This window comes from Maribacter sp. (assembly GCF_049667165.1).
Taxonomy (GTDB): domain Bacteria; phylum Bacteroidota; class Bacteroidia; order Flavobacteriales; family Flavobacteriaceae; genus Maribacter_A.
Genome location: NZ_JBATHS010000205.1, coordinates 1 through 1778 on the forward strand (window position 1 = coordinate 1; position 1778 = coordinate 1778).

Below are 1778 nucleotides of genomic sequence, written 5' to 3' on the forward strand. Positions count from 1 at the left end.
GGTGAATTACATGATTGGGTAAAACCTGAATATGATTTACACAATTATACCTTAGATAGGATAAAATCGGAATTGTATACTGCCAACACCCTATTAAAGGCGGTAGATGGGAATACGAAAAGAACCTATGCGTATACGTGTTCCAATTATAAAGTTGAAGAAGACACTTCATATATATTTGTAGTACAGGAATTATTCACCGCAGCTAGAAGTGATGGGCCTATACCGAAAAGCATGGCTGAAGTGGATGTCTATTTTATGCCCAGCTGGGATGTGGATGGCGAAGATGGGAAAGCGCTAATCACCTATGTGAAAGAAGCAAGGAAAAATGGCACAGTAGCTACGTTTATGTTTCACAGTGTCGGTGGGGGGTATTTGAATGTGTCCATTGAGGCATTGACGGAATTGTTGACCTTTCTTAAGGATAATGAAGCAGACTATTGGGTTGATACTTTTCAAAATGTGACAGAATATATTTCATTGAATAATCATCAGGAATAACGAAGACATAAAAGGTTATGATTGGTCAAATCAACCGAAAGGATTGCATTTAAAATAATCGATTAAGACCACGGGGGCCAAGCGTATTGGAACCTCCCATCCAAAATTGAACGCATTCATCCCAGAACAGACCCCCATGGTTTGTTCAGTCGATTTTAGTATATTCCCATGGAACTAAGCCGACACCCCTACCCACACGATGCATTCATCGATATCAGGATTAGTATAGCAGTGGGCTCCTATACTTTTAAATTCTAAAAATATGAAACTAAAGATTACATTACTCTCGACCATAGTATGTATTACGAATATAGTATCGTCCCAAACGGAAGATGGTATTCAGCAGGTTGACAAAACGTTGAATCAATTTCTTAATGTACGGGATTTCTGTATTTCTCAAGATCAAGATGAAGCCTACTTCACGGTTCAGAGTCCTGGGCAGGAAATCTCGCAGATAGCGGTCATTAAAAAGGAAAACAATGCGTGGTCCGCGCCTGAATTGGTTTCCTTTTGTGATTCATATAGGTATTTGGAACCTTTTTTATCGGTTGATGGTAACCGATTGTACTTTGTTTCCGATAGGCCTTTGGGTAATCCTGAAGGCCCTAAAAAAGACTTCGATATTTGGTATGTAGCCCGAAACAGTAAAAATGACGCCTGGTCAATCCCCATAAATATGGGCAACCCTATTAATTCGGACCTCGATGAATTTTATCCATCACTAAGTGAAAACAACAACTTATATTTTACAATGGTTTCTCCCATAGGTTTTGGCGAAGACGATATCTATTATAGTCGATGGGAGGATGGCAACTATACAGCCCCTGTTTTATTGGATGGGACGATAAATAGTGAGGGGTACGAATTCAATGCCTTTATCTCAAAAAAGGAAGATTTTATCCTATTCACCAAATACAACGAAGAAGATGGTTTTGGTAGTGGTGATTTGTATGTTTCTAAAAAGGATGACGATGGAAAATGGACCAAGGCAACAAACTTAGGGCTACCGATCAACACAAAATACATGGAGTACTGCCCTTTTTATGATGAGAATACGCAGATGCTATACTTTACCAGTAAGAGAAACAATTTGAAACCGAGAAAATTCAACACGATTTCCGATTTTAAAGAGTATGTCCATCAAGGCGATAATGGCTTGAGTAAAATTTATAGGACGGCATTGAAAATCAGGTAGTAAATTGCCAACCACTATTCCGCAGCTATTTTTCGGGAAAAGACATGCTGCAAAAGCTGACCTATTTCTTACAGGCCACCTG

At 39.1% G+C, this 1778-nt stretch carries 1 protein-coding gene and 1 pseudogene; both read left to right on the forward strand.

What is annotated here, in order from left to right; genetic code table 11:
* Nucleotides 1-501: pseudogene (locus tag WBM98_RS10250) on the forward strand (hypothetical protein); the annotation flags it as partial.
* 262 nt (nt 502-763) lie between these two features.
* Nucleotides 764-1696, forward strand: coding sequence for a hypothetical protein (locus tag WBM98_RS10255; protein ID WP_424365929.1), 933 nt, complete (start codon nt 764-766; stop codon nt 1694-1696).
* Nucleotides 1697-1778 lie beyond the last annotated feature (82 nt).